The sequence below is a fragment of the Roseateles sp. DB2 genome, assembly GCF_051857535.1.
Taxonomy (GTDB): domain Bacteria; phylum Pseudomonadota; class Gammaproteobacteria; order Burkholderiales; family Burkholderiaceae_C; genus Roseateles_B.
The window spans coordinates 357,154-377,097 of record NZ_JBPZGY010000002.1 but is presented as its reverse complement, the minus strand read 5'-3'; the positions used below and the strand labels follow the sequence as shown (position 1 = coordinate 377,097).

Below are 19,944 nucleotides of genomic sequence, written 5' to 3'. Positions count from 1 at the left end.
ACTCCCCGCGCCCGGCGTCAGCGGCTTCAGACCATGAAGGAGCCTGCCCATGAACGCCGCTGCCACCGAAAAGTACAAGATCGCCGACCTGTCGCTCGCCGACTGGGGTCGCAAGGAACTCAACATCGCCGAGCACGAGATGCCCGCGCTGATGGCCATCCGCAAGGAATACGCCGCCAGCCAGCCCCTGAAGGGCGCGCGCATCGCCGGCTCGCTGCACATGACCATCCAGACCGGCGTGCTGGTCGAGACCCTGCAGGCCCTTGGCGCCGAGGTGCGCTGGGCTTCCTGCAACATCTTCTCCACCCAGGACCACGCCGCTGCCGCTCTGGCCGCCCGCGGCACGCCCGTCTTCGCCTACAAGGGCGAGACGCTGGAGGACTACTGGGACTACACCCACCGCATCTTCGAGTTCGGCGCCAAGGGTGAAGCGGGCGAAGGCCCCAACATGATCCTCGATGACGGCGGCGATGCCACGCTGCTGATGCACCTGGGCCAGAAGGCCGAGAAGGACCTCTCCGTGCTGGCCAACCCGGGCAGCGAGGAAGAGCGCATCCTCTTCGCCGCCATCAAGGCCAAGGTGGCGCAGGACCCGACCTGGTACACCCGCAAGAGCGCCGAGATCATCGGCGTGACAGAAGAGACGACCACCGGCGTGCACCGCCTGAAGGAGATGAGCGCCAAGGGCACCCTGCTGTTCCGCGCCATCAACGTCAACGACTCCGTCACCAAGAGCAAGTTCGACAACCTCTACGGCTGCCGCGAGTCCCTGGTGGACGGCATCAAGCGCGCAACCGACGTCATGGTGGCCGGCAAGATCGCCGTGGTGGCCGGCTATGGCGACGTGGGCAAGGGCTCGGCCCAGGCCCTGCGCGCACTGTCGGCCCAGGTGTGGGTGACCGAGATCGACCCCATCTGCGCGCTGCAGGCCGCGATGGAAGGCTACCGCGTGGTGACCATGGAATACGCCGCCGACAAGGCCGACATCTTCGTGACCACCACCGGCAACAAGAGCGTGATCCGCCATGAGCACATGGCCGCGATGAAGAACAACGCCATCGTCTGCAACATCGGCCACTTCGACAACGAGATCGATGTCGCCTCGCTGGAACAGTACCAGTGGGAGGAGATCAAGCCGCAGGTGGACCATGTCATCTTCCCCGACGGCAAGCGCATCATCCTGCTGGCCAAGGGCCGCCTGGTGAACCTGGGCTGCGGCACGGGCCACCCGAGCTATGTGATGAGCTCCTCCTTCGCCAACCAGACCATCGCGCAGATCGAGCTCTTCGCCCACAGGGACGCCTACGACATCGGCAAGGTCTACGTGCTGCCCAAGCACCTGGACGAGAAGGTGGCGCGCCTGCAACTGACCACGCTCAACGCGCAGCTGACCGAGCTGACCGAGGAGCAGGCCGCGTACATCGGTGTGCCCAAGCAAGGCCCCTATAAGCCCGACACCTACCGCTATTGAGCGAGGGCTGCTGCGCGACACGCTGGCGTCGTTGGGCGGTGCTCGGGATCCTCACGACCCGCAAGGTCGTTCTGGTCCCTGCGCTCCGTCCGCCTGGCCAGCGCGCCGCTCGCTACGCCCCGAGACACCGAGCCGGGTTCATCTCGCACCACCGAGCTCTTTGACGACGCCCCAAGCCCCTCACTTCCTCAATGCGCGCCGACCAACGCCTCATGACCCTGCAACTCGCGCCCACGCGCTCGGCCGCCCAGCGGCTGATCGAGCGGGGCGCGGTGCTGCGGGCATCCGGGGCCAAGGTGCGGAAGGCGGGCGAGGACGTGGGCGAGCATGAAGTGCTCGCGGTGACGGACGACGCGGAGCTGCGCTATGTCTCGCGCGGGGGCCTGAAGCTGGAAGGCGCGCTGCAGGCCAGCGGCTTGTCGGTGCAAGGCCTGACTGTGCTGGACATGGGCCAGAGCACCGGCGGCTTCACGGACTGCCTGCTCAAGCATGGCGCCGCCCGTGTCGTGGGCGTGGACGTGGGGCACGGGCAGCTGCACGCCGCGTTGCAAGCCGATGCGCGGGTCACCGCGCTCGAAGGCCTGCATGTGCGCGAGCTGGCCGCATCCGCCCTGTCCTCCCACAGGCCGGACGGCGGCTTCCCGCTGATCGTGGGGGACCTGAGCTTCATCTCCATGATCGGCGCCTTTGCGCAGCTGGACCCCTGGCTGGCGCAGGAGGGTCAGGTCTTGCTCCTGATCAAGCCGCAGTTCGAACTGGGCCCCAAGGCCCTGTCCAGAGGGGGCCTGATCAAGGACCCGGCGCTGTACCCTCAACTGGAACAGCAGGCCCGCACGGCCGCCCAAGAGCTGGGCTGGCTGGTGCAGGGCTACTTCAGCAGCGCCATCACCGGCGGTGATGGCAACACGGAATTCTTTCTGTGGGCCCGCAAGACGAGCGGCCACCCCACAGCCACAGGAAAGGCATCGCCATGAGCCACACGAACACGCCGGCCAAGCCGCCGGTGAGCTTTGAGTTCTTCCCCCCCAACACGCCCGTGGGCGCCGAGAAGCTGCGCACCGTCGTGCAGGAACTCAGTGCCGTTCAGCCGCACTACTTCAGCGTCACCTACGGCGCTGGCGGCTCCACGCGCGAGAAGACCCTGGCCACCGTCAGCGAGATCGCTGCCGCCGGCCACGAAGCCGCACCGCATCTCTCCTGCGTGGGATCGACGCGCGAGAACATCGCCGAGATCCTGGCCACCTACCGCGCGCAGAGCATCCGTCGCGTGGTCGCCCTGCGGGGAGACCTGCCCAGCGGCACGGCCACGGCAGGCGAGTTCCGCTATGCCGCCGAGCTGGTGCAGTTCATCCGCGAAACGCAGGGCGCCGACTGGCAGATCGAGGTGGCCGCCTATCCGGAGTACCACCCACAGCAGCGTTATGCCTCCCGTGACCTGCAGCACTTCGCCGACAAGATGAAGGCCGGCGCCAGTGGCGCCATCACCCAGTTCTTCTTCAACCCGGACGCCTACTTCCACTTCGTGGACGAGGCCCGCCGGCTGGGCGTCACCGCGCCCATCGTGCCGGGCATCATGCCCTTCCACAACTACGGCCGCATCGCGCAGTTCGCGGCCCGCGATGGCATCGAGATCCCGCGCTGGGTCGCGCTGAAGATGGAAGGCTTCATGGACGACACGGCCTCCATCCGCGCCTTCGGGCTGGACGTGGTCACGCGCGTGTGCGAGCGCCTGATCGCTGGCGGCGCACCGGGCATCCACTTCTATACGCTCAACCAGAGCGCCCTGGTGCTGGAGTTGTGCAAACGCCTCGGTCTGGGCGCCTGAGCTTGCGAAAGATCAAGTCCACATAGACACCGAGGACACCGGCTCCCTGGGGTTGCGCCACATCAAGGGATAACCCTGGCGCGACCTCTCCAATAGCTTCATCGGGACACATTCCCATTCTTTGAAGGAGCTATTGAGATGAGCAAGCTTGTTGCACGCACCCTGATCGCCGCCACCCTGGCCGCTGGCGCCTTTGCCGCCCAGGCCGCCGAGAGCCCCTGGATGATGCGCGTGCGCGCCGTGAACCTGGATTCGGCCAACAAGGACACCACGGGCCTGGACCTGAGCGTCAACAACAAGGTCATCCCGGAAGTCGACTTCAGCTATTTCTTCAGCCCCAATCTGGCCGCTGAGCTGATCCTGACCTATCCGCAGAAGCACACCCTGTCGGCCGGTGGCGCCGAGATCGGCACCCTGAAGCACCTGCCGCCCACCCTGAGCCTGCAGTACCACTTCGCGCCCAACGACACCTTCCGTCCCTACGTCGGCGCCGGCCTGAACTACACGATCTTCTCGAACGTGGAATTCGCCCCGGCCGTGGACACCGCCCTGTCGCCCAGCGTGAAGCACACCAGCATGGGCCTGTCCCTGCAGATCGGCTTCGACTACGAGATCAGCAAGAACCTGTACCTGAACGTGGACATCAAGAAGGTGCAGATCGGCACCAAGGTCTACGCCAAGGGCACCGAAGTCGGCAAGTTCAAGGTCGACCCGCTGCTGGTGGGCGTGGGCCTGGGCTTCCGCTTCTGAGCAAGCGACCAGCTTTCTTCTGAGCAATCCTCTTTGTGTTGAGCCGCCGCGCCCTTGGGCACGGCGGTTTTTTTACGTCTGCACACTGCGCACCCTGAGTCGGGCGGTGCAGGCGCCGTGATCGATGGCATAGGATGCGGGGCCATTCACCGCGCCCCGAATCCCCACGCATGCCCGACACGACCCTGCACCAGGCCCCGCAGCCCCCCGCCGGCTGGAACGCATACCTGCAGCGCTTCGGCTATGACGGCTTCCACCTGCGCCAGGAGTGGTCGGCGGTCCTTGGGCAGGCGCTGCGCCATGAGCCGCATTTCCTGTGGCTGACGCGCGGCGAGGCCATCGTCGGTGTGCTGCCGCTGCAACTGGTCGCCGGCCCCATCTTCGGCCGCTACCTGGTCAGCCAGCCCTACCTCAACACGGGTGGCGTGCTGGCCGACAGCCCCGAGGACGAGGCCCGATTGATCGAGGCCGCCGTCGATCTGGCGCGGCGGCTGGAGGTCAAGCATCTGGAGCTGCGCCATGAGCGACAGCTCCAGCACCCGGCCTTCAATGCCCTGGTGACCGAGAAGGTCCATATGCGCCTGCCTCTGCCGGCCACGCCCGAGCTGCTGTGGGAGCGGGGCATCAAGTCCAAGCTGCGCAGCCAGATCCGCAAGCCCCTGGCCGATGCCAGCCTCAGCGTGGTGTTCGGCCGGGAGGCACTGCTGGACGAGTTCTACTGCGTCTTCGCCCGCAATATGCGCGACCTGGGCACGCCGCCCTATGGCCGCGCCCTCTTCGCCCAGATGCTGGCCCAGTTCCCCGCCGAGGCTGAGATTGCCGTGCTGCGCCACGAAGGCCGTGCGGTGGCTGCGGGTTTCCTGCTGCACGCACCGGGCTGCACGCTGATCCCCAGCGCCAGCGCCCTGCGCGAGTACAACCACCTCAGCGTCAACGTGCTGATGTACTGGCGGGTGCTGGAGCGCAGCATTGAGCGCGGCCAGCCGATGTTCGACTTCGGCCGCAGCACCGTGGACAGCGGCACCTACAAATTCAAGCAGCAGTGGGGCGCCGTGGCCCATCCGGCCTACTGGCAGTACCACTCCTTCAAGGGCTCCGTGGGAGACGCCCGCCCCAGCAACGGCAAGTTCGCCCTGCTGGTGCGGGCCTGGCAGAAGCTGCCGGTCTGGCTCAGCAGCCTGTTGGGGCCGCACATCGTGCGCGGCATTCCCTGACCGCAGCCGGGCTCAGGCCAGCGCGGCGAAGGCGTCGCGCGTGAGGTTCTCCGGCGCGCCCTCGGCTCGGCACACCACGTCGTCCTCGATGCGGATGCCGCCGAAGCGGGCCAGGCGCTCCACCTTCGCCCAGTCCACCGCCTTCGCGGCCGGCGTGGCGCGCAGCTTGTTGAGCAAGGTCGGGATGAAGTAGAGGCCCGGTTCGATGGTCACGCACATGCCGGCGGCCAGGTCGCGGGTCAGGCGCAGATAGGGATGTCCCTCGGGCTTGTCCCGCGTACCGCCTGCCTCGCTGGCCATGAAGCCGCCCACGTCGTGCACCTGCAGGCCCAGGAAGTGGCCAATGCCGTGAGGGAAGAAGGTGCTGGTCACGCGCTCCGCCAGCATCGACTCCTCGCTCATGGCCACCAGGCCCTGCGCCTTCAGGATGCGGGCGATATGGCGGTGGGTGCTGAGGTGGATCGCGCGATAGTCCACGCCCTGGCGGACCTCGTCGACCAGCGCCAGCTGGGCGGATTCCATGGCCGCCAGCAGGGCGTCAAACTCGGCGCTGCCGGCATCACCACGGGTCCAGGTGCGGGTGATGTCCGAGGCATAACCGGCCACCTGCGCGCCCGCATCCACCAGCAGGGAGCGCGACTGCGCGGGACGGGCCGCGTCCTGGTACTGGTAGTGCAGCACGGCGGCATGTTCGTTGAGGCCGACGATGTTGCCGTAGGGCAGGTCGCGGTCGGTGTGGCCGGCTGCAATCAGGTAGGCACGATGGATCTCGGCCTCGGAGCCACCCGCCAGGAAGGCGTCGCGTGCGGCCAGATGCGCACGCGCCCCGATCAGCGAGGCCTCGCGCAGGCACTGCAGCTCGTAGGGCGTCTTGCTGGCGCGGGCCCAGTGCAGGCTGTGGATCAGGGCCTCGGGGTTGTTGGGAATCAGGTGCTGCAGGGCCGCATCGGCCTCGCCGACGATGGCCACGCGGCTGATGTCCTTCGGGAGATGCTGCAGGGCCTGCTCGGGTTCGCTGATCACGCGCAGCTCCACCTGATCCACCCAGTAGCCGGCCGGCGGTGCGGGCGGCACATGCCAGTAGTCGTCCGGCTGGTAATACACCAGCAGCGGCTTCACGCCAGGGCGCACCAGCAACCAGCTGTAGGGATGGGCGACCAGGGGCAGCCAGGCCTTGAAGTGTGGGTTGGGCTGGAAGAGGTAGGGGCGGTCATCCAGGAAGGCGTACTTCTCCACGCCCGAAGCGATCAGCAGGGCTTCATGGCCGCTGAGGCTCAGCGCACGTTCGGCACGGGCCTGGCAGGTCTGGATGTGCTCGGCATGAAGCTGGGCGATGCGGGGGTCTTGGGCTGCGTGGCTCATGGCAACGGTGCTGGGCGCGGTGGCGTCCGGTGGCGGTCCTGTGAAGCCCGCATTCTCGGTCAGGCCGCGACGGCTGGCCCCCGGTCATGCCCGTAGTGCGGCGCCGTCAACCTCGCTCGTCCCAGACCACGCCTTCCTCGGTGATCATGGCCTGCAGCGGCACGTCGTGCGGCTCGGCCTTCAGCAGGGGCAGGAAGCCGTGGGCGTATCCCACACCTACGGTGGCCGGGCGCGGCTTCAGCGCCGCGAGCGTGCGGTCCATGAAGCCGCCACCATAGCCCAGGCGCAGGCCGCAGGGCCCGAAGCCCACACAGGGCACGACCAGCAGCTGGGGCTCGAAGACCTCGGTGTCCTTGGGTTTGGGAATGCCGTAGGCGTCTTCCTCCATCGGGCAGCCGGGGTACCAGACATGGAAGCGCAGGGTGCCCTGCGCCTTGTCCACCACCGGCAGGCCGATGCGGCGCTCCTCGTGGGCCTCGCTCCAGCGGTAGAGCGCCGGCAACGGGTCGAACTCGCCCTTGATGGGCCAGTAGGCGCCTATGGTCTGCTCTCGACGCGTCACCAGCCAGACGCGCAGCACCTCCTGCAGGTCTGCCGCGAGTTCGTGACGGCGTGGCAGGTTCAGGCGGTCCTGGATGAGCTTGCGGCGCAGCGCAATCTTGTCATTCAAATCCACAGGCAAGACCCTTGCATGGCAGGAAGCCTGCATCCTAGCCGGGGTCAGGCCTTGCTGCCAGCCTCGGCCTCAGGCTCGGCACTTGCGCCTATCATGGCCCGATGTCCAAGGAACTGCTTGACCACGCGCTGGAGCTGCTGGCTCCGCTGGGGCCCCTGCGCAGCCGGCGCATGTTCGGCGGCTGGGGGATCTATGTCGAGGACCACTTCATCGCCATCATCGCCTTCGACCAGCTGTTCCTGAAAGCGGACGATGTGACCCTCCCCCGCTTCGAGGCGGCCGGCTGCCGGCGGTTCGAGTACGAGCGCGAGGGCAAGGTGGCCGGCCTGCGCTACTTCTGCCCGCCGGAAGAGACCCTGGAATCCCCAGCGCTGATGCGCCCCTGGGCGCAGCTGGCGCTGGAGGCGGCGCTGCGGGCGCGGCAGAAGCCCGCCAAGTCCCCCACGAAGCGTCCGACGCAGCGCCAGGCCAAAGCCAAGAGTCCGGCCACTCCCGCCGTTACGCCATCTGGCCGCAAGCGCTGAGGCCGAGACGAGCGCTGGCTAGGCGCGGCGCACCTCGGTCACATCCACCAGCACCTCTTCCTCGCCGTTCATGTAGAGCCGCTTGCCCTGGTGCGGATAGTCGCAGACGTCCTGCGCCAGGTTCACGCGTGCGGCAAACATCAGGAGCGGCTCGCTGCCGCTGTTGTGGATGCTGTGCGCCTCGCCTCGGGCCGCGAAGCCCAGGAAGTCGCCGGCTTGCAGCGCATGCCACTGGTCCTCAATCAGCACGCGCCCCTCGCCGCTGAGCACATAGAAGCACTGTTCCTCGTACAGGTGCCGGTGGTATTCGGCGGAGGAGCGCCCGGGGGCCAGGCTCATCAGCTGGCAGCCCAGCTGCTGCATTCCTGTGGCCGCGGACAGCAAGCTTGCCTGACGCACGGCGTTGGCATCCAGCAGATGCGTCTTCTCCTGGATAGGCAGGGCCTCGATGGCCGCCCGGCTCAGCAAGGCGAGTGGGGCGCTCGGCGCGGCCATACCCATGCCCGCCTCAGGCGATCACCAGGCCGTGGCTGCGCGTGTCGACCGTTACCGGCCGGCGCTGCACTGCCGGGCAGGCCAGGGGCGGTACCAACAGCTGGAAGCGGGCCTGCGGCCAGGCCTCCAGGACCAGCTCGGCGCCCGAGGGCACGGCCAGGCTGTCGCCGGCCTCCAGCCAGATATCCAGGGCCGGGCGATTCAGGCGGCCGTCGCGAGTCAACCAGACCCGCCCTTCCAGCACCTTCAGCTCGCGCGGGCCTGGGCCAATGGGCAGCTTCAGGGCTTCGCCCTGGGCCAGGCGCCAGTCAGCGCCGTGGTCAGCAGCACGATGGATTGATGCGGATTCTGCGGCAACGATACGGCTCAACATGGTTTTTCCCTCCATCCCCGCCGGCCTGGCATTCACTTGGAGGCCGTAAAAATCGGGAACGTGGAGCGATACTAGGGTCTCTACCGAGCATCGTCCAATGAGATCGCCGCGCCATATTGATGCGTTTCAGTCATGAATCCAAGCCGCCAACGCCCCCTCGCCATCGGCCCGCTGCGAGCCTTCGAGGCTGTCGCGCGCCATCTGAGCTTCCGTGCCGCCGCCGAGGAGCTGCACCTGACGCAATCAGCGATCAGCCGCCAGATCCGCTCGCTGGAAGAGGAGGTCGGCTGCCAGTTGCTGCTGCGCGGCACCCGGCATGTGGAGCTGAGCAGCCACGGCTCCCTGCTGCTGGGCACCGTGCGCGGTGTGCTGGACCGACTGGACACCACGGTGCGGCAGATCCGCCAGAGTCAGGGCCGCAAGGTGGTCAACGTCACCACCTTCGCCTCCTTTGCCTCGCTGTGGCTGCTGCCGCGGCTGGAGGCCTTCCACCGCCTGCATCCCGACATGGACATCCGGGTCTCGGCCCATGACCAGATCATCGACCTGGACGACAGCGAGATGGACCTCGCCCTGCGCTATGACACCACCAGCGCGATGCCTGTCGATGCGCAACGCCTCTTCGGCGAGATCCTGACACCCGTGGCCAGCCCTTGGTTGCTGCAGCAGGCGCAGCAGGGCCAGTTGCCGCCTCTGCGCCAGGCCAGCGACCTGGCCCAGCACACCCTTGCCGAAGAGGACGACCAGCGGCCGTCCGGCGTCTACGTCAGCTGGCGGCGCTGGTTGGCGCAGCAGGGCCAGAAGGACCTGCAGCCGCGACGCTGGATGTACCTCAACTTCACCTACCAGCAGGTGCAGGCAGCGCTGTCGGGCCAGGCCGTCGCGCTGGCCCGACTGGCCTTGGTGAGTGAATCCCTGCAGCGCAAGGAGCTGCTGGAACCCTTCGGCCCGACAGCGCGTATCGATGCGCCCTCGGCCTACTGGCTGCTCATGTCACGCCAAGGCCGGCAGCGGCCTGAGGCGATGGAGTTCGCACGCTGGGTGCAGGAGCAGGCTGCCCTCACCCGCCAGGCCATTGGCGACGGCCCCACGGGCGACGAGGAAGAGGGACTGGGCGGCGACTGAGCACAGGGGCCGCATGCAGGCCGTCAGGGGCCTGTGCCTCAGGGTGCCAGCAGCGCCGATTCCGTCAGGATGATGGTCAGCGCCTGGTCATGGGGCTGCACCTCCAGGGCAATCTCGCCCAGTTGCCAGGCCAGGCCCACCGTGGTCACGCCTGGGTGAGCGGCCAGCCAGCGGTCGTAGTAGCCGCCCCCATAGCCCAGACGATAGCCGGTCGGGCTGAAGCCCACGCAGGGCACCAGGAGGACATCAGGCTGCACGATCGCACCGTTGCTGCTGGGAATGCCGCATTCGTCCTTGATGGCGGGCACTTGCCGGTCCCAGCGACGGAAGTCCATCTGGCGGTCCGCCTTGCGCGCGAAAGGCAGTGCCAGGGTGCAGTCCTCAAGGCCTTCCGCCGCACCGAGCAACGCGGCTGCGTTAAATTCGCCTTCGAGAGGCCAGTAAAGCCCCAGGCACTGCGGCTCCAGTTGCGCCAGCAGGCGCAGCAGGCTCCGGCCCAGCTGCGCTTCGGCGTCGGCATGGGCCGGCGAGACGACGAATTCGCGGCGCTGCCGCAGCAGCTCTTTGCGCAGACTTGCCCGATCGGGCGCGGCATTGGTCGACACGGGACACCCCATCAAGGACACACGTTGAACGCAGTATATGGAGCGCCCGGCACAGCGCCGGGGCGCACGAAGCGGCGCAGGAACGCGGCTCGCCTGGTTTCATGGATGATGGTCGGCCTGCTGGGGCTGACCGGCGCCCAGGCGCGCACGCAGGCCATCCCCCTGCCGCTGAGCACACCGCAGAACGATTTGCTCACCGAGGCACGCGAGGCGCTCAAGACCCGCGACAGGAAACGCCTGCAAGCCGCCGCGCAACAGGCCCACGCCGCCCAGCATCCCCTGGCTGCCTGGGTTGCCTACTGGGACTACGGCCTGCGCCTGGGCGAGCTGAGCCAGGCTGACCTCGAGGACTTCTACGCGCGCTTCCCCGGCACCTATGTGGAAGACCGCCTGCGCAACGACTGGTTGCTGGAGCTGGGCCGCCGTCGCGACTGGGCCAACTTCCAGCGCGAGCTGCCGCGCTTCAAGATGGCGGACGACCGGGAGGTGGTCTGCTACGGCCTGCTGGCCGAACATGCCCAAGGGCGAGAGGTACGCGAGCGCGCCCGAGCGGCCTGGCTCGCCCAGAAGGACGGCGACGAAGGCTGTGCGGCCCTGGCCAGCGCCCTGTTCGAAGCCCGCAAACTCGGAGCGGCAGACATCTGGACCAAGCTGCGCCTGTCTGTCGAGTACGCCCGCCCGCGCGCCATCCGCCAGGCCACGGACCTGCTGCCCAAGCCCGTCCAGCAAGGCATTCAGGACGCGCTGGAGAACAACGCCCGCTTCATGGCCCGCAAGGCGGCCGGCCTGGGCCGCTCGCAGGCCGAACTGGCCACGCTGGGCCTGATCAAGCTGGCCGGCAACGATCCCGCCCAGGCTGCCGACGGCCTGCAGCAGCGCTGGGCCCAGGGCCTGCCACCGGAGCTGGCGGCCTGGGCCTGGGCGCAGGTCGCCAAGCAGGCGGCCTTCCGTCTGCAGCCCGAGGCCGCGGACTACGCCGAGCAGGCGCTCAAGCTGCAAGGCCGCAGCCCGGCCCGCGACTGGAGCGAAGACTCCTGGGCTTGGATGGCCCGCGCCGCGCTGCGTGCCGACCAGGGGCGAGGCCGACCCGCCCTCTTCAACGCGGCCTATGAGGCCCTGCAGGCTTTCGAAGCGAAGGAACCGGTGTGGGCCTATTGGCGCGCCCGCCTGCAGCTGAGCCAGGCACCGGCCGGCGCTGCCGGCGAAGCGCAGCGCCAGCAGGCACGTGCAGCCCTCCAGGCCATTGCCAACCCCCTGCATTTCTACGGTCAACTGGCTGCCGAGGACCTGGGCCTGAAGCTCCCGCTACCGCCGGCCCCGGCACCCTTGACGCCGCACGAGAAGGGCATCGCCTTTGCCCACGGCGGCCTGAACCGGGCCCTGGCCCTGATCAGCCTCGGGCTGCGCAACGAAGGCGTGAGAGAGTGGAACTTCAGCCTGCGCGGCATGGGCGATCGCGAACTCCTGGCCGCGGCCCAGCTGGCCTGCGATCGAGAAGTCTGGGACCGCTGCATCAACAGCAGCGAGCGCACCCGTGGCGAGATCGATCTCAGCCAGCGCTTCCCCCTGCCCCTGCTCAAGGAACTCAGCGCCAAAGCTGCCGAGGCCGGGCTGGACCTGCCCTACGTCTACGGCCTGATCCGCCAGGAGTCGCGCTTCATCCAGGATGCGCGCTCGCATGTGGGTGCCAGCGGCCTGATGCAGGTGATGCCCGCCACGGCCAAGTGGACAGCCCGCAAGCTGGGCCTGGACTACCGCCCCGAGTTCCTGACGGACCGGGACTTCAATCTGCGCGTGGGCACCGGCTACCTCAAGCTGGTGCTGGACGACTTCGGCGGCGCCATGCCGCTGGCGGCCGCGGCCTACAACGCCGGCCCCAACCGCCCCCGCCGCTGGCGTGAAGGCCAGGTGCTGGACGCCTCGCTCTGGACCGAGAACGTGCCCTTCAACGAGACCCGCGACTACGTGAAAAAGGTGCTGGCCAATGCCACGGTCTATGCCAGGCTGATGGGCGCGCCCCATGCCTCGCTGCGCGAGCGACTGGGTGTCACCATCGGGCCGCGAGAAACCTCGGCGCCGCTGTCCAACCAGGACCTGCCCTGAACCTCGACACTCCCCCAACCCTGCCACAGCCATGAACGCCTCCCCTGCCCCGGACACCCGATTGCTGATCTTTGGCGGCAGCGGCTTCGTCGGCCGAGCCCTTTGCCGACAGCTCGTGGCGGCGGGCCATGACCGCATCACCGTGCCCACGCGCCGCCGCGCACATGCCCGTGCGCTCAGCGTGCTGCCAGGCGTCACGGTGGTGGAGCGCTCGATCCATGATGAAGGCGCGCTGAAGGCCCTCGTGGAGCAGGCGGACGTCGTGGTCAATCTGATCGCCATCCTGCAAGGCAGCGAAGAGGCCTTCGAGGCCGCCCATGTGCGCTGGCCGCAGCGCCTGGTGCAGGCCTGCCAGGCGGCCGGCGTGCGGCGGCTGGTCCACGTCAGTGCGCTGGGCGTGGCCCAGGACGCCCCCTCGCGCTATCTGCGCTCCAAGGCGCGGGGCGAGGCGCTGATCCGTGCCAGCGGTCTGGACTGGCGCATCCTGCGCCCCTCGGTGATCTTCGGCGCCGAGGATCGGTTCCTGAATCTCTTCGCCGGCCTGCAGCGCGCCTTCCCTGTCCTGCCATTGGCCGGTTCGTCGGCGCAGTTCCAGCCCGTCTGGGTGGAGGATGTCGCGGGAGCGTTGCGCCAGTTGATCGAGCAGGCCGGCGCGGCTGCCCAGGTGTACGAGGCCGCCGGACCACAGGTGCTGAGCCTGCGTGAACTGGTGCAGTTGGCCGGACAGTTTCTGAGCCGCCCCCGCCCCATCCTGAACCTGCCCGAAGCGCTGGCCTGGCTGCAGGCGCTGTTCATGGAATGCCTGCCGGGCGAGCCGCTGATGTCGCGGGACAACCTCGCCTCCATGCGCATCCCCAACATCGCCAGCGGCCATCTGCCGGGGCTGACGGCATTGGGGCTGCGGCCGCACAGCCTGGCCGCCGTACTGGGCGAGCAACCGCGGGCCGAGCAGCTCAATCGCTGGCGCCGCAATGCGCGCATCTGACGCGCGCGGATGGGCCGTGTCGGCCTGATCCCCCTGCCCCCCGGCAGGCCGCCGATACGCCGCACGCATCAATCCCATGCCGATTTCTCAGCAGTGAAGGCGCCGGCAGGACAGTAAGCTTGCGCGTCCTGAACCCATCGACGCAGAGGAGCGCGCATGAAACTGGTGATCGGCAACAAGAACTACTCTTCCTGGTCCATGCGCCCCTGGGTGCTGGCCAAGGGCCTGGGCATTCCCTTCGAGGAGGTCAAGCTGCGCTTCGACTTCCATGCCGGCTCGCCGTTCTACCAGGCCCTGGCGCAGCACACGCCCGCCGGCAAGGTACCCGTGCTGGTGGAGGACGATGGCTTTGCGGTGTGGGACACCCTGGCCATCGCCGAGTACCTGGCGGAGCGCCACCCGCAAGCCGGCGTCTGGCCACAGGATGCACGGCAGCGCGCGCGGGCCCGCAGCCTCTGCGCCGAGATGCATTCGGGCTTCGGCCAGTTGCGCTCGCACTGTCCCATGAACATCGAGGCGGCGCTGCAGGACAAGGGCGCGGAGCTGATGGCCAGGGAGGCCGGCCTGCGCCAGGACCTCGCTCGCGTCTGCCAGCTGCTGCAGGACGCACTGGCGGAAAGCGGCGGCCCCTTCCTGTTCGGCAGCTTCTGCGCCGCGGACGCCTTCTACGCCCCGGTGGCCATGCGCATCCGCAGTTACGGGCTGCCGGTGCCACCGGTGGTCGGCGCCTACATGGACCGGCTGGCCGCGGCGCCCGGTGTGCGTGAATGGATCAGCGACGCCCTGGCAGAGCACGACTTCATCGCGGACGACGAACCCTATCGGCAAGCGCCGGTGTAAGGCCAGCACGAGGCAGGGCCTCGGGAAGAGTCCTTGCCGGAGCATGGCCGGCAGCGGCCGCTCAGCGTCGCAGGGGATCGGCCTTGAGCCCTGAGGCGGCCAGGGCCGCCCCCCACTCGCTCTGCTGTCGAGCAAACTCGGCCCACTCCGCTGCAGCACGCTCCTGATGATGGGCCGCAGCAGCGGTCTCGCCCACGGCGGCGAAGATCTGAGCCAGTCGGGTGTGCGTGGCCGCGCGGTCGTCGACATCGCACAGCGGATCCAGCTCCACCTCAGCCTCGCGGGCCTGCTGGAGCGCCACCTCGGTCTCGTCACAGTTGAGGCGGCACCAGGCCAGGTCGGACAGCAGACTGCTGCCCAGGCGGGCCAGGCCGCGCGAGATCGCCAGGGGCAGGTGTTCTTCGTAGAGCGCCCTGGCCTGCTGGAAATCGCCCTGGATGGCAAGGATCTGCGCCCGCAGCAGGGGTGTCAGCTCCGCCAGCACCGCTGCGCCCACGGCGGCGTCGTAGTGCTTGACCGAGTCCACGCCAAGCAGCAGCTCAGGCGCCAGCGCGGCAGTGCTGGACAGCGCCTTCCAGCGCACCTGGGCCGTGCGCATCACCGCCATGTTGTACATGAGCGCGGAGATGGTCGCGTCATCGCCATCAGCCGCCGCATAGGCGCGCGAGCGCTGGTACCAGGGCAGTGCCTGGTCCAACTGGCCGGCGTACTGCCAGCACACACCGAGCACCATATGCACGCGCCCCCGCGCCACACGATGCTCGGGCGCGGCCACGCGCAGGCACTCGGCCGCATGGCTGAGCACCACGGGCAGGTCATGCCGCACATAGGCCAGCTGCGTAAGCCAGGCATGCGCCAGGGACTCGACCTCGGACTGACCGATGCTGCGCGAGATGCTGAGGGCGCGCTGGATCTTTTCCTGGGCGCTGCTGCCGAAGTCGGTGTAGTAGCTCATCAGCCCTTCGGCCAGATGCAGCCAGGCGCCCACCTCAGGGTGCGGATGCTGGAAGGCCAGCTGATGCAGCACCGTCAACTGCTCCCGGGCCTCGTTGAGCGCACCATGCCGCGCCAGCAGGATGGCTCGGCGGGCCTTGAGGCAAGCGGCAGGCACCGGGCTCGTGGACGCCGCGATGTCCTTGTCCAGCTGCTTGAGCAGGCGCGACTTGATCTCCATGCAAGACTCCCTCGCTTCGGCGCCCCGTCCGGGGCGCTGGGCGCACCACTGGGTCCGCCGGTTGATTCGATCTGGGTACAGCTTGCCAGACGACGGGCCGCCTGGGCCCGGTCTGGATCAACTTCAGCGCGTCAGGCGTTCCAGGGCTTCCTGGTACTTGGCGGCCGTCTTCTGAATCACCTCGGCGGGCAGTTGGGGCGCCGGCGCTACCTTGCCCCAGGGCTTGCCGTCCACCTGGGCCTGCTCCAGCCAGTCACGCAGGAACTGCTTGTCGTAGCTGGGCGGGTTGCTGCCCACGGCGTAGCTCTCGGCGGGCCAGTAGCGCGAGGAGTCGGGGGTCAGCACCTCGTCCATGAGGGTCAGGGTGCCGTCGGCATCCAGGCCGAACTCGAACTTGGTGTCCGCGATGATGATGCCCTTGGTGAGGGCATAGTCCGCAGCACGCTGGTAGAGCTGGATGGCGATGTCGCGGACCTTCTCAGCCAGTTCACGGCCGATGATGGCCACGCAGCGTTCGAAGTCGATGTTCTCGTCGTGGTCGCCCATCTCGGCCTTGGTGGCCGGGGTGAAGATGGGCTGGGGCAGCTTGGAGGCGTTCTGCAGACCGGGCGGCAACTCGACACCGCAGACCTTGCCGCTGGCCTTGTATTCGGCCCAGCCGCTGCCGGCCAGGTAGCCGCGCACCACGGCCTCGATAGGCAGCGGCTTCAGGCGCTTGACCAGCATGGCGCGGTCACGGACCTGCTCGCGCTCGGCCTCGGTGACGACCGACAGCGGGTCCTCGCCCGTCAGATGGTTGGGGACGATGCCCTGCAGCTTGTCGAACCAGAACAGCGCCATCTTCGTCAGCAGCGCGCCCTTGCCCGGGATGGGCTCGCCCATGATGACGTCGTAGGCAGAGATGCGATCGCTGGCGATCATCAGGATGCGGTCTTCACCGACTGCGTAGTTCTCGCGCACCTTGCCGCGGGCCAGGAGGGGGAGCGAGGTGAGGGAGGAATTCAGCAGGGCAGCAGTCATGGTGGGCATCCGTCGAAGAGGGGACGATTTTACGGGCGCCGCAGGCAAAAAAAGACCCGCGGGTCTGGCGACCTGCGGGTCAAGTTCGTGGAGCTTCGTCTTCGTTAGCGGATCATTGCACGACTTGAGCCAATTCGCCACGCGCATAGGCCTCGGCCACCTGAACAAGGGTCAGGGGCTTGATCTTTGCAGCCTGGCCTTCACAGCCGAATTCCAGGTAGCGGGCCTTGCAGACCTGCTTGGCGGCTTCACGGGCGGGCTTGAGCCATTCGCGGGCGTCGAACTTGTCCGGGTTCTCGAACAGGAACTTGCGCACGGCACCGGTCATGGCCAGGCGGATGTCGGTGTCGATGTTGATCTTGCGCACACCGTGCTTGATGGCTTCCTGGATCTCCTCGACGGGCACGCCGTAGGTTTCCTTCATCTTGCCGCCATACTGGTTGATGATGGCCAGCAGCTCGGCGGGGACCGAGGACGAGCCATGCATCACCAGGTGGGTGTTGGGGATGCGCTTGTGGATTTCCTTGACGCGGCTGATGGCGAGGATGTCGCCCGTGGGCTTGCGCGAGAACTTGTAGGCGCCATGGCTGGTGCCGATGGCGATGGCCAGGGCGTCCAGCTGCGTGGCCTTCACGAAGGTGGCCGCTTCCTCGGGGTCGGTCAGCATCTGGCTGTGGTCGAGCTTGCCGACAGCGCCGATGCCGTCTTCCTCACCGGCGTCGCCGGTTTCCAGATTGCCCAGGCAGCCCAGCTCGCCTTCCACGGTCACGCCGACCTTGTGGGCCATCTCCACGACCTTGCGGGTGACGTCCACGTTGTAGTCGAAGGACGCAGGCGTCTTTCCATCGTCCATGAGAGAGCCGTCCATCATCACCGAGCCAAAGCCCAGGTCGATGGCGCCGGCACAGACCTTGGGGCTGGTGCCATGGTCCTGGTGCATCACCAGCGGGATGTGCGGGTAGGCTTCGACGGCCGCCTGGATCAGGTGTTTGATGAAGCTTTCGCCAGCGTACTTGCGAGCCCCTGCGCTGGCCTGCAGGATCACCGGGGCGCCGACTTCATCGGCAGCCGCCATCACGGCCTGCACCTGCTCCAGGTTGTTGACGTTGAAGGCCGGGATGCCGTAGCCGTGCTCGGCGGCATGGTCCAGCAACTGGCGCATGGAAACGAGGGCCATGATGAAACTCCGAGGAAGTGAAAAATCCTGAGGGCGCGTCTGGCGGCAAGCCTGCGGGCTGTGCAAGCACAAGCATAGGCATGTAACCGCGCCGTAACTGCCCGGGATTCTAGCGGCGAGGGCAGCCAAAACCGGCCTCTCAGCCCGGCAACCCTTGCGCCGGCCCCCGCAACTCGGGTGCGCCCTGAGCGGGTTGGGTCGCTTGCGAAGGGCTCAGGCCCGGGCTAGGCTCGCAACTGGTCCGCCATTGGTGTGTTGCGCCCGCCCCAAGCGTCGGGCTGGACCGCCGCCCCCTCTTGCTGCGCCGCTGCAGGGCGGTTACTTGCGGCGACACTGACAGCCCTCTCATGGAGCGTTCATGACCCGACTGTCCTTCGAGCACCTGACGCTGTGGATCACTGCTGCCGCCCGTGAACATTCGCTGGACCTGCCGGCGCATGTGGAAGAGCGCACCGGTGCCAGCCATCGCGCGGTGCTCTCGGCCCTGCGCCGCCTGGTCGACGCCCAGTGGCTCACGCGCGAGGGCAGCATGCGCCGCCCCGTCTACGGCCCGGGGGTGCTGCGCCAGGTCGTGCGCTCCTACACCTTGCACGGCCTGCAGGAAGACCTGCCCTGGCAACGGGACTTCGCACCCAATTTCGCCCTGCCCAAGCACGTGGCCCGCATGGTGCAGCACGGCTTCACCGAGCTGGTCAACAACGCCGTGGACCACAGCGGCGGCAGCAGCGTGACCGTCTCCCTGCGGCAGACTCCCAGCCATGTGCAGTTGCTGGTATCGGACGACGGCTGCGGTGTCTTCAACAGGATTTGCGAGGCTTTCGACATCACCGATCCTCAGCACGCGATGCTGGAGCTGTCCAAGGGGCGGCTGACCAGCCAGCCGCAGATGCATACCGGGCGTGGGCTCTTCTTCAGCGCTCAACTCGCCGATGTCTTCGACATCCACGCCAACGGCACGGCCTTCCAGCGCCGCGCCTGGGAATCCACCGGCTGGCAAGCCGGTCGACCACTGCCGCGCCAAGGCAGCTCCATCTACATGTCCATCGCACTGGACAGCACCCGCACCCTGGATCAGGTGCTGGAGGCCTGGAGCACGGATGGCTCGGGCATCGAGTTCGACCAGACCAAGATCTACCTGCGCCTGGTGGCCGGGCCGGGCCAGGCCCTGGACTCGCGCGCGCAAGCCCGGCGCGTGGCAGCGCGGCTGCCGCAGTTCAAGCGCGCCGAGGTGAGCTTCGAGGGGGTGGAGGATGTCGGGCACGGCTTCACGGACGAGCTTTTCCGCGTCTTCGCCCGAGCGCACCAGGAGGTGGAGCTGGTGCCCACGCACATGACACCGCGCATCGAGGCCCTGGTGCGCAGCGCACAGAAGTCCTGAGCTGGGGCGAGATTCACAGCTCGCTGTCGACCAGGGCCTGGATGGCAGCGTGCTGGCGCCGCAGCGCCGCATTGAGCAGGGGGAGATGTCGCAGCAGCGGGCTGCCCAGGGCTCCGGCCACATGCACAGGCTCGCTGACCAGGGGCGTGGCGCCCACCTCGATCAGCGCCGAATAGCCGGCCGCACTGCGCAGCCGACGCTCCAGCAGCCAGGGGTCGGCGCTGCGGTGAGTCATCAGCACCACATCACAGCGCTGGGCAGCCAGCATGCGCAAGCGGGTCATGGGGTCGCCATCGGCATACTCGACCTGGAAATCCTGCCCCTTCGCAGCATCGATGGCCGCACCGTAGCTCATGGAGCGAGCCAGGCAGACGGTCAGCCCGCGCAGATCCTCGACGCTGCGCAGGCGCAGACCGCGGTCCCGTCGAACGACAGGCCAGACGCGGGAGCTGAACAGGGGATCACTGTAGGCCAGCACGGCCTCGCGGGCTGCCGTGCGCCCCAGGCCAAAGGCCAGGCTCTGCCCGCGTTCCGCCAGGGCGAGCACGCGGCCCATGGGCGCGAACTGCAGGTCCCAGGCCCAGCCAGCGCCCTGTTGCAGCAGCTGCAGCAAGGGCATCACGAAGGCACGGTTCACATGCTCGCCCACGGCCAGGGGCACTTGCGGCAGGGCCGCTGCACCTGTTGCGCTCCCGACGCCCAGGCCCAGCCGCACGCAAGCGCCCAGCAGGCGCCGCCGCTGCGGGTCTGGCCGCAAGTTCTTCTGGGGGGCGTTCATGCCGGGTGCGTCTCGAACGGTCGCAATGCCGGCCGGCTGAGTCCAAGCATAGTGCAGCGGGGGTGGCCG

At 68.0% G+C, this 19,944-nt stretch carries 20 protein-coding genes; 11 read left to right on the top strand and 9 right to left on the bottom strand.

Annotation, left to right across the window (positions count from 1 at the left end):
* Window positions 1–49: 49 nt before the first annotated feature.
* From ahcY to ACS5PK_RS04165, 5 genes are all read left to right on the top strand, one after another.
* Window positions 50–1,471, top strand: a complete 1,422-nt coding sequence (gene ahcY, locus ACS5PK_RS04185) for an adenosylhomocysteinase (protein ID WP_439438993.1) — start codon at window positions 50–52, stop codon at window positions 1,469–1,471.
* Window positions 1,472–1,683: 212 nt separating this feature from the next.
* On the top strand, window positions 1,684–2,445 hold the full coding sequence (locus ACS5PK_RS04180; RefSeq protein ID WP_439438992.1) for a TlyA family RNA methyltransferase: 762 nt from the start codon (window positions 1,684–1,686) through the stop codon (window positions 2,443–2,445).
* Window positions 2,442–3,296 (top strand): methylenetetrahydrofolate reductase [NAD(P)H], encoded by an 855-nt coding sequence (gene metF / locus ACS5PK_RS04175; RefSeq protein WP_439438991.1) that lies wholly within the window; start codon window positions 2,442–2,444, stop codon window positions 3,294–3,296. The genes ACS5PK_RS04180 and metF overlap by 4 nt, the downstream gene beginning before the upstream one ends.
* A gap of 138 nt (window positions 3,297–3,434) precedes the next feature.
* Window positions 3,435–4,046, top strand: a complete 612-nt coding sequence (locus tag ACS5PK_RS04170; RefSeq protein ID WP_439438990.1) for an OmpW/AlkL family protein — start codon at window positions 3,435–3,437, stop codon at window positions 4,044–4,046.
* Between the two features lie 170 nt (window positions 4,047–4,216).
* Window positions 4,217–5,260 (top strand): FemAB family XrtA/PEP-CTERM system-associated protein, encoded by a 1,044-nt coding sequence (locus ACS5PK_RS04165; protein WP_439438989.1) that lies wholly within the window; start codon window positions 4,217–4,219, stop codon window positions 5,258–5,260.
* Window positions 5,261–5,272: 12 nt separating this feature from the next.
* Here ACS5PK_RS04165 and pepQ read toward each other — a convergent pair whose 3' ends face one another.
* Window positions 5,273–6,622, bottom strand: a complete 1,350-nt coding sequence (gene pepQ, locus ACS5PK_RS04160; RefSeq protein ID WP_439438988.1) for a Xaa-Pro dipeptidase — start codon at window positions 6,620–6,622, stop codon at window positions 5,273–5,275.
* 106 nt (window positions 6,623–6,728) lie between these two features.
* Window positions 6,729–7,331, bottom strand: coding sequence for a 5-formyltetrahydrofolate cyclo-ligase (locus ACS5PK_RS04155; protein ID WP_439438987.1), 603 nt, complete (start codon window positions 7,329–7,331; stop codon window positions 6,729–6,731).
* A 68-nt stretch (window positions 7,332–7,399) separates the two neighbouring features.
* On the opposite strand from ACS5PK_RS04155, the gene ACS5PK_RS04150 reads away from it, so the two are divergent.
* Window positions 7,400–7,822 carry a TfoX/Sxy family protein gene (locus ACS5PK_RS04150; protein ID WP_439438986.1) on the top strand — a complete coding sequence of 141 codons (423 nt, stop codon included), beginning with the start codon at window positions 7,400–7,402 and terminating at the stop codon, window positions 7,820–7,822.
* Between the two features lie 18 nt (window positions 7,823–7,840).
* Here the strand turns inward: ACS5PK_RS04150 and ACS5PK_RS04145 are convergent, their stop codons facing one another.
* Together ACS5PK_RS04145 and ACS5PK_RS04140 are read right to left on the bottom strand one after the other, a co-directional pair.
* Window positions 7,841–8,317, bottom strand: a complete 477-nt coding sequence (locus ACS5PK_RS04145; protein ID WP_439438985.1) for a cupin domain-containing protein — start codon at window positions 8,315–8,317, stop codon at window positions 7,841–7,843.
* Window positions 8,318–8,330: 13 nt separating this feature from the next.
* Window positions 8,331–8,690 carry a DUF2917 domain-containing protein gene (locus tag ACS5PK_RS04140; protein ID WP_439438984.1) on the bottom strand — a complete coding sequence of 120 codons (360 nt, stop codon included), beginning with the start codon at window positions 8,688–8,690 and terminating at the stop codon, window positions 8,331–8,333.
* 132 nt (window positions 8,691–8,822) lie between these two features.
* Between ACS5PK_RS04140 and ACS5PK_RS04135 the strand changes: the two genes are divergently transcribed.
* Window positions 8,823–9,815, top strand: coding sequence for a LysR substrate-binding domain-containing protein (locus tag ACS5PK_RS04135; RefSeq protein ID WP_439438983.1), 993 nt, complete (start codon window positions 8,823–8,825; stop codon window positions 9,813–9,815).
* Window positions 9,816–9,853: 38 nt separating this feature from the next.
* Here ACS5PK_RS04135 and ACS5PK_RS04130 read toward each other — a convergent pair whose 3' ends face one another.
* Window positions 9,854–10,420 (bottom strand): 5-formyltetrahydrofolate cyclo-ligase, encoded by a 567-nt coding sequence (locus ACS5PK_RS04130; RefSeq protein WP_439438982.1) that lies wholly within the window; start codon window positions 10,418–10,420, stop codon window positions 9,854–9,856.
* Window positions 10,421–10,525: 105 nt separating this feature from the next.
* Between ACS5PK_RS04130 and ACS5PK_RS04125 the strand changes: the two genes are divergently transcribed.
* From ACS5PK_RS04125 to ACS5PK_RS04115, 3 genes are all read left to right on the top strand, one after another.
* Window positions 10,526–12,523 carry a transglycosylase SLT domain-containing protein gene (locus tag ACS5PK_RS04125; RefSeq protein ID WP_439438981.1) on the top strand — a complete coding sequence of 666 codons (1,998 nt, stop codon included), beginning with the start codon at window positions 10,526–10,528 and terminating at the stop codon, window positions 12,521–12,523.
* A gap of 31 nt (window positions 12,524–12,554) precedes the next feature.
* The gene (locus tag ACS5PK_RS04120) at window positions 12,555–13,508 is read left to right on the top strand and encodes a complex I NDUFA9 subunit family protein (RefSeq protein ID WP_439438980.1); all 954 of its coding nucleotides are present in this window, start codon (window positions 12,555–12,557) and stop codon (window positions 13,506–13,508) included.
* Window positions 13,509–13,664: 156 nt separating this feature from the next.
* Entirely contained in the window at window positions 13,665–14,348 is a 684-nt protein-coding gene (locus ACS5PK_RS04115) for a glutathione S-transferase family protein (protein WP_439438979.1), read from the top strand.
* Window positions 14,349–14,409: 61 nt separating this feature from the next.
* Here ACS5PK_RS04115 and ACS5PK_RS04110 read toward each other — a convergent pair whose 3' ends face one another.
* The 3 genes from ACS5PK_RS04110 to fba form a co-directional block, all read right to left on the bottom strand.
* Window positions 14,410–15,522 carry a hypothetical protein gene (locus ACS5PK_RS04110; protein WP_439438978.1) on the bottom strand — a complete coding sequence of 371 codons (1,113 nt, stop codon included), beginning with the start codon at window positions 15,520–15,522 and terminating at the stop codon, window positions 14,410–14,412.
* A gap of 123 nt (window positions 15,523–15,645) precedes the next feature.
* Entirely contained in the window at window positions 15,646–16,542 is an 897-nt protein-coding gene (locus tag ACS5PK_RS04105; RefSeq protein ID WP_439438977.1) for a phosphoribosylaminoimidazolesuccinocarboxamide synthase, read from the bottom strand.
* A 112-nt stretch (window positions 16,543–16,654) separates the two neighbouring features.
* The gene (gene fba / locus ACS5PK_RS04100; protein WP_439438976.1) at window positions 16,655–17,719 is read right to left on the bottom strand and encodes a class II fructose-bisphosphate aldolase; all 1,065 of its coding nucleotides are present in this window, start codon (window positions 17,717–17,719) and stop codon (window positions 16,655–16,657) included.
* Window positions 17,720–18,077: 358 nt separating this feature from the next.
* On the opposite strand from fba, the gene ACS5PK_RS04095 reads away from it, so the two are divergent.
* Window positions 18,078–19,097, top strand: coding sequence for an STAS-like domain-containing protein (locus ACS5PK_RS04095; RefSeq protein WP_439438975.1), 1,020 nt, complete (start codon window positions 18,078–18,080; stop codon window positions 19,095–19,097).
* A 13-nt stretch (window positions 19,098–19,110) separates the two neighbouring features.
* Here the strand turns inward: ACS5PK_RS04095 and ACS5PK_RS04090 are convergent, their stop codons facing one another.
* Window positions 19,111–19,875 carry a substrate-binding periplasmic protein gene (locus ACS5PK_RS04090; RefSeq protein ID WP_439438974.1) on the bottom strand — a complete coding sequence of 255 codons (765 nt, stop codon included), beginning with the start codon at window positions 19,873–19,875 and terminating at the stop codon, window positions 19,111–19,113.
* Window positions 19,876–19,944: the final 69 nt, after the last annotated feature.